This window comes from Kitasatospora sp. NPDC059803 (genome assembly GCF_042732255.1).
In the GTDB taxonomy this organism is placed as follows: Bacteria; Actinomycetota; Actinomycetes; order Streptomycetales; family Streptomycetaceae; genus Kitasatospora.
Genome location: NZ_JBHWIJ010000130.1, coordinates 16,588 through 22,264, shown reverse-complemented (window position 1 = coordinate 22,264; position 5,677 = coordinate 16,588). Strand labels below are relative to the sequence as shown.

Genomic DNA, 5,677 nt, shown 5'->3' with positions numbered 1-5,677 from the left:
ACCCCCCCGCGCGCCCCCGCGGGGGGCCCCCCCGCCCCCGGCCCCCCGGGGCGGCCCGGCCCGCGGCCCCCCCGGGGGGGGCCCCCGCGGACCCCGCCGGGCCGGGGGCCCGGGCGGTGGCGCGGGCCCTCGCCCGGGGCGGGGCGGAGCCGACCGTCCTCGCCGAGGCCCGCCAGCCCCTCGGGGGCGGGGGGGGGCGCGCGGACCCGAACCCCCGGGGGGGGGGCCATCGCAGCCCCGGCGGCGGCGGGCGCGGGCGCGGCGCCCACGGCGGCGGGGGCGGCGGCGACGACTGCTCCGCCGGTCAGGGCGGCGCCGGCGGCGGTGGCGGCGGACCGGGTGACGAAGTCACGGCGGTTCAGGGGCATGGACGACTCTCCCGGGTGGGGACTGACGGGCCGATGGACCGTCAACTGGTGTTCGGGTGGCGTGCCGACGCGCATCGACGCGCGTAGAAGGACGCGCGTAGAAGTGTGCCGTGCGGGCCCGGCCGGTGAATAGCCCTCCGACGTTTCCAGCAGGTGAGATCTTGGCGACTCGTTCGTGACGGGGGTGCGCGGAGGGTGGGGTGGTAAGGGGTTCCGGCCTGGGCCTGCAGGGCTTTTTCAGGCAGGCCCCTCAGTTCAGCTCCGCGACCAGCCGGCGTACCTCGCGGCCGAGCTCCGCCTCCGGGTCCGGCGCGTCCGGCCCCGCCCACGGCCGCCAGGTCAGCGCCCGCAGGTAGCCGGCCACCGCCACCGGCAGCCGGTGCCGCACGATCTCCGCCGGCACCGGCCCCGGCCCCGCCGAGCGCAGCGCCGCCAGCAGGCCCGCCACCCCCGCCGAATCCGGCAGCGGCACCGTGGCCAGGTAGTCGGACAGCGCCGCGAGCTCGGGATCGGGCCGCGGTGCGGGTTCCGGTGCGGGCTCCGGTTCCGGCCGGGGCGTCGGTTCCGGCCTGGGCGTCGACGGCAGCGGAGGTGCCAGCGGATCGACGGGCGGCTCCACGGGCAGGACGACGGGCGGCTCCGTCCGCGGGCCCGGCGTCAGCAGCGCGCCCGCCCCGTACAGCCCCGCCACCACCGCCGGCCACCACGCCCCGCCCAGCCCGGCGAAGTGCAGCCCCAACCCCACCGCGCCGCCCCCGCAGCCGACCAGGTTCCGGGCCGACTCCAGGTACCGCAGCACCCGCCGGCCGGCCCCGTCACTGGTAGCCACGAATCTCCTCGAACACCCCGTCCAGCGAACCCGACCCGTCGAACAGCTTGCCGCCGCTCACGTCCGCGATCCCCTGCAACTGGCCCACCGCCGCCTCCCCGAACTTGATCGGGAACACCGGGATCGACTTCTGCCCGGACGGCAGCCCGTCGTGGAACCGCTTGAAGTCCCCGTCCGAAGCCCCCTCGTTGCTCTCCCCGTCGGTCATCAGCACGATCGACGTGAACCGGTCGTCCCCCGCCGCCGACTGCTGCCGGTCGATCACCCGGTACGCCTCCTCCAGCGAGTCGTACAGCGCCGTACCCCCCGACGCCGCCAGCGACTGCACGTCCGCGTTGATCGACGCCAGCTCCGCCTCCGGGCCCGGCTTGCTCCCCGAGGCCGGCACCGCGTGCGTCCTCGCCCACTTCACCTTCGACGCGAAGGAGATCAGCGTCACCTCCTCGCGGTCCCGGAACCGGCGCACCGCCCGGGTGTCGTCCGCCCCCGTCAACCGGCCCAGCGCCGACTTCAGCGCCGAGATCCGCGAACCCTCCATCGACCCCGAGGTGTCCAGCACGTACACCGTCCGCGACGGCCGCCGCAGCTCGTTCTGGTACGAGGCCAGCAGCCCGTCCGCCACCGCCCGGCTCCCCGGGAACGGCAGCTCCCGCCGCCGGTCCGCCGGCAGCCCGGCCGCCGGCGACACCCCCGGCGCCACCGGGCGGCGCAGCGTCACCTCGGAGATCCGTTTCTGCACGTCCTCCTTCAACAGGTACGCCGTCAACCGCTGGAAGGAGTCCCGCTCCCGCTGCGCGGACGAGGACAGCAACGACAGCGGATAGTCCGCCGACACCACCCCGTCCACCGGGCGGATCACCGTCAACTGCTGGTCCGCCGCCAGCGACTTGTTCATCGACAGCAGCACCGACTCGTAGTTCACCAGCGCCCCGACCTTGCCCGGCTCCGCCCGGGTGTACGCCTGCGCCAGCCAGCCCGAGGAACCCGACGTCAGCTTCTGGCCGGTGAAGAACTGCTTCAACTGCGGCGCCGCCTTCTGCACGTCCCCCTCGGTCAGCGCCGCCCCCGCACCCGAGAACGCCGACGCCACCGCCACCAGCGTCGAGAAGCCCGAGTTCGACCGGGACGGGTCCGCCATCCCGTACGCCAGCTTCCCGGCCGACGCCGCATCCCCGATCTGCGCCCAGGAGACCTTCGAGCCGTCCCCCCAGCCGAGCTCGTTGAGAACCGAGGACCGAACCCCCACCGCCACCGGCGACACCATCACCGGCGTCTCCGACAGCACCTTCGACTTCCCCGCGTCATCCAGCCGCAGGTACTGGTTGGACGGGAACCACACCGCGTCGTACTTGCCGTCCGCCCGGCCCGAGGACACCGCGTCCGCGCCGTCCAGCGAGCCCGTCCAGGAGAACTGCACCGTCACCCCGGTCGCCTTCCTGGCGTCCTCCAGGATCGGCGCCAGGTCCTGCAGCTCGCTGCCGGCCAGCACCCGCAGCACCCCCGGCTGCGCCGTCGTGGCCGGCGGGTCGGACGGCTTCGGGCCCGGCGGGGTGGAGGTGCAGGCGGCGGCCGCCAGCAGGGTCGCCAGCGCGGCGACCGTCCAACTGTGCTTCTTCATCCGGGAGTTCACTGAGCCTTCCCCTTGGCGGCCTTGATCAGCCTGGTCAGGATGTCGGGCACGGGAATCTGCGGCTGGTTGACCTTCGCCGCCGCGAGATTGGGCGCCAGGACCGGGGTCTTGCCCTTCACCAGCGCGGCGAAGGCGTCCGGGTCGTCCTGCGGACGGAAGCCGAACTTCGCCTCCAGGCGGCGCAGTTCGGCGTTGTCGTGCAGCTGGGCGGCCAGCCGCCGGCCGTTCGGCGTGCGGCCGACGATGGTGTGGTCGGTGTAGATGGTGGTGTCCGGGTACAGCACCACCATGTCGCCGGTCGACTCGCCCTTCAGCACCATCGCGGCGGCCTGCGACTCGTACGCGAGCACCAGCGGATTGCCGACCCCGGCCAGGAAGGCCTTGAACGGCTCGTCGCTGCTGCTCTTCTGGCCGCCCTGGATCGCCGTCGCCGTGCGCAGCACGTCCTTGGTGGCGTCGATCCCGGCCTGGTCGTATACCACCTGGCGGTTGTTCAACAGGTACGACAGCAGGGCGATGTGCAGCGCCCCCGAGGAGGACGTCTCCGGGTCGGTGGTGGTGAGGAACACCGGGCCCTTCAACTCCGCGTGCTCGGTCGCGCCCGCGAGGTCGGGCCAGGTGCGGCCGGCCTTCAGCGCGGCCAGGTAGGCGTCCATCCGGAACGTCCACAGCCCGGTGGAATGGTCCAGGGTGGCCAGGCCGTTGCCCATCAGGACATCCGCCACCGGGCGGTGCGCGAGGATCACCAGCGGCGAGTAGAACGGCTGGACCGGGACCTCCTTGATGTTCCAGTCCACGCGCAGCTTGTCGGCCGGCGGCTGACTGGCCGGGAACGCGAAGTCCTTCGCGTCGCCGTCCATCAGCCAGGAGCCGATGCTCTCCGCGTTCACCTTCATGCCCTGCTTGGCCAACTCGGCGACGACCTGCGGATCCTGGAAGAAGTCGCGCTTCTCCGAACCGATCAGGCCGGAGACGGTGACGATGTCGCCGCCCGGGTCGTCCTGCGGGATCAGTGCGTACGTCACCCCGCCCAGCAGGGCCAACGCCGCCAACACCCCCAGAGTGCGTCTCATGCCGAACGCCTCCCCCTCGTCCGCTACGTCGTCCGGGTGGTCACCCGGGGGTGACGAGCGTCCCGCCGGGCGGGGAGCGGCGGCCGAACCGGCGGTGAACCAAGGGTGAACACCCCTTCACGGGTTCGCATCGGAAGGCCGGACGGCGACGGCACCCGGGCAGGTGCTCGCACACCGGTCCGAGGATGTGTCAGATTGTTCAACTCGCCTTACGGCAAAGGTCATCCCGCCGTCCGGACCCGCGTCGTGGTTACGCGCCGGTAATGCCTACCCTCAGCAGTATGCGCCGAGCAAAAATCGTCTGCACCCTCGGGCCGGCCACCGACTCGTACGACCAGATCAAATCCCTGGTCGACGCCGGAATGGACATCGCCCGCTTCAACCTCAGCCACGGATCCCACGACGAGCACGAGGAACGCTACCGCCGCGTCCGCAAGGCCGCCGACGAGAGCGGCCGCAGCGTCGGCATCCTCGTCGACCTTCAAGGCCCGAAGATCCGGCTCGACACCTTCGCCCACGGCCCCGTACTTCTCGAACGCGGCGACGAGTTCACCATCTCCACCGACAACGGCGTCGTCGGAGACAAGGACATCTGCGGCACCACCTACCCCGGCCTCGCCGCGGACGTCACCCGCGGCGAACGCATCCTCGTCGACGACGGCCGGGTCACCCTGGAGGTCGTCGAGATCGACGGGCCGCGCGTGCGCTGCCTCGTCATCGAAGGCGGCCTCGTCTCCGACCACAAGGGCCTCAACCTCCCCGGCGTCGCCGTCTCCGTCCCCGCACTCAGCGACAAGGACGTCGCCGACCTGCGGTGGGGCCTGCGCACCGGCGCCGACCTGATCGCGCTCTCCTTCGTCCGCAGCGGCCGCGACATCGAGGACGTCCACCGGATCATGGCCGAGGAGGGGCGCCTCGTCCCCGTCATCGCCAAGATCGAGAAGCCGCAGGCGGTCGACAACCTGGAATCCATCGTCGACGCCTTCGACGGCATCATGGTGGCCCGCGGCGACCTGGGCGTGGAGATGCCCCTCGAACAGGTCCCGCTCGTCCAGAAGCGCGCCGTCAAGCTCGCCAAGCGCAACGCCAAGCCGGTCATCGTCGCCACCCAGATGCTCGACTCGATGATCAACGCCTCCCGGCCCACCCGGGCCGAGGCCTCCGACGTCGCCAACGCCGTCCTCGACGGGACCGACGCCGTGATGCTCTCCGGCGAGACCTCCGTCGGCAAGTACCCCGTCGAGACCGTCAAGACCATGAGCCGCATCATCGAGGCCGCCGAAACCGACATCCTCGCCGCCGGACTGCCGCCCCTGACCACCGGCAACAAGCCGCGCACCCAGGGCGGCGCCGTCGCCCGCGCGGCCGCCGAGATCGGCGACTTCCTGGACGCCAAATACCTCATCGCCTTCACCCAGTCCGGCGACACCGCGCGGCGGCTGACCCGCTACCGCTCACCCATCCCCGTCCTCGCCTTCACCTACGAACCCGCCGTCCGCAGCCAACTCGCCCTCACCTGGGGCGTCGAGACCTTCCTCGGCCCCTTCGCCCCCACCACCGACCAGATGGTCGAACAGGTCGACGCGGCCCTCCTGTCGCTCGGCCGCTGCCAGAAGGGCGACATCGTCGTCATCACCGCCGGCTCCCCGCCCGGCCTCGCCGGCTCCACCAACCTCGTCCGCGTCCACCACGTCGGGACCCTGGACAACTGACCGGCGCGGGGGGGGGGGGGGGCGGGGGGGGGCGCGCCCCCCACGGCTAAGTAGGGGGGGGGGTT

The 5,677-nt window shown here is 72.6% G+C and carries 4 protein-coding genes; 1 reads left to right on the top strand and 3 read right to left on the bottom strand.

Annotated elements, in window-relative coordinates; all coding sequences use genetic code 11:
- Positions 1-618: 618 nt before the first annotated feature.
- Genes ACFV6I_RS21250 through ACFV6I_RS21240 form a run of 3 tightly spaced genes read right to left on the bottom strand, consistent with a single transcriptional unit; the run spans position 619 to position 3,900 of the window.
- Positions 619-1,197 (bottom strand): hypothetical protein, encoded by a 579-nt coding sequence (locus tag ACFV6I_RS21250; RefSeq protein ID WP_380334120.1) that lies wholly within the window; start codon positions 1,195-1,197, stop codon positions 619-621.
- Positions 1,184-2,815 (bottom strand): VWA domain-containing protein, encoded by a 1,632-nt coding sequence (locus tag ACFV6I_RS21245; protein WP_063351039.1) that lies wholly within the window; start codon positions 2,813-2,815, stop codon positions 1,184-1,186. The genes ACFV6I_RS21250 and ACFV6I_RS21245 overlap by 14 nt, the downstream gene beginning before the upstream one ends.
- 8 nt (positions 2,816-2,823) lie before the next feature.
- Positions 2,824-3,900 (bottom strand): hypothetical protein, encoded by a 1,077-nt coding sequence (locus ACFV6I_RS21240; protein WP_063347154.1) that lies wholly within the window; start codon positions 3,898-3,900, stop codon positions 2,824-2,826.
- Positions 3,901-4,181: 281 nt separating this feature from the next.
- Between ACFV6I_RS21240 and pyk the strand changes: the two genes are divergently transcribed.
- Positions 4,182-5,612 (top strand): pyruvate kinase, encoded by a 1,431-nt coding sequence (gene pyk, locus ACFV6I_RS21235; protein WP_380378737.1) that lies wholly within the window; start codon positions 4,182-4,184, stop codon positions 5,610-5,612.
- Positions 5,613-5,677: the final 65 nt, after the last annotated feature.

What these genes read in the sequence shown, in the direction of transcription:
- ACFV6I_RS21245 (WP_063351039.1), bottom strand. Translation starts at nt 2,815, where the DNA reads ATGAAGAAGCACAGTTGGACGGTCGCCGCGCTGGCGACCCTGCTGGCG.
- ACFV6I_RS21240 (WP_063347154.1), bottom strand. Translation starts at nt 3,900, where the DNA reads ATGAGACGCACTCTGGGGGTGTTGGCGGCGTTGGCCCTGCTGGGCGGG.
- pyk (WP_380378737.1), top strand. Translation starts at nt 4,182, where the DNA reads ATGCGCCGAGCAAAAATCGTCTGCACCCTCGGGCCGGCCACCGACTCG.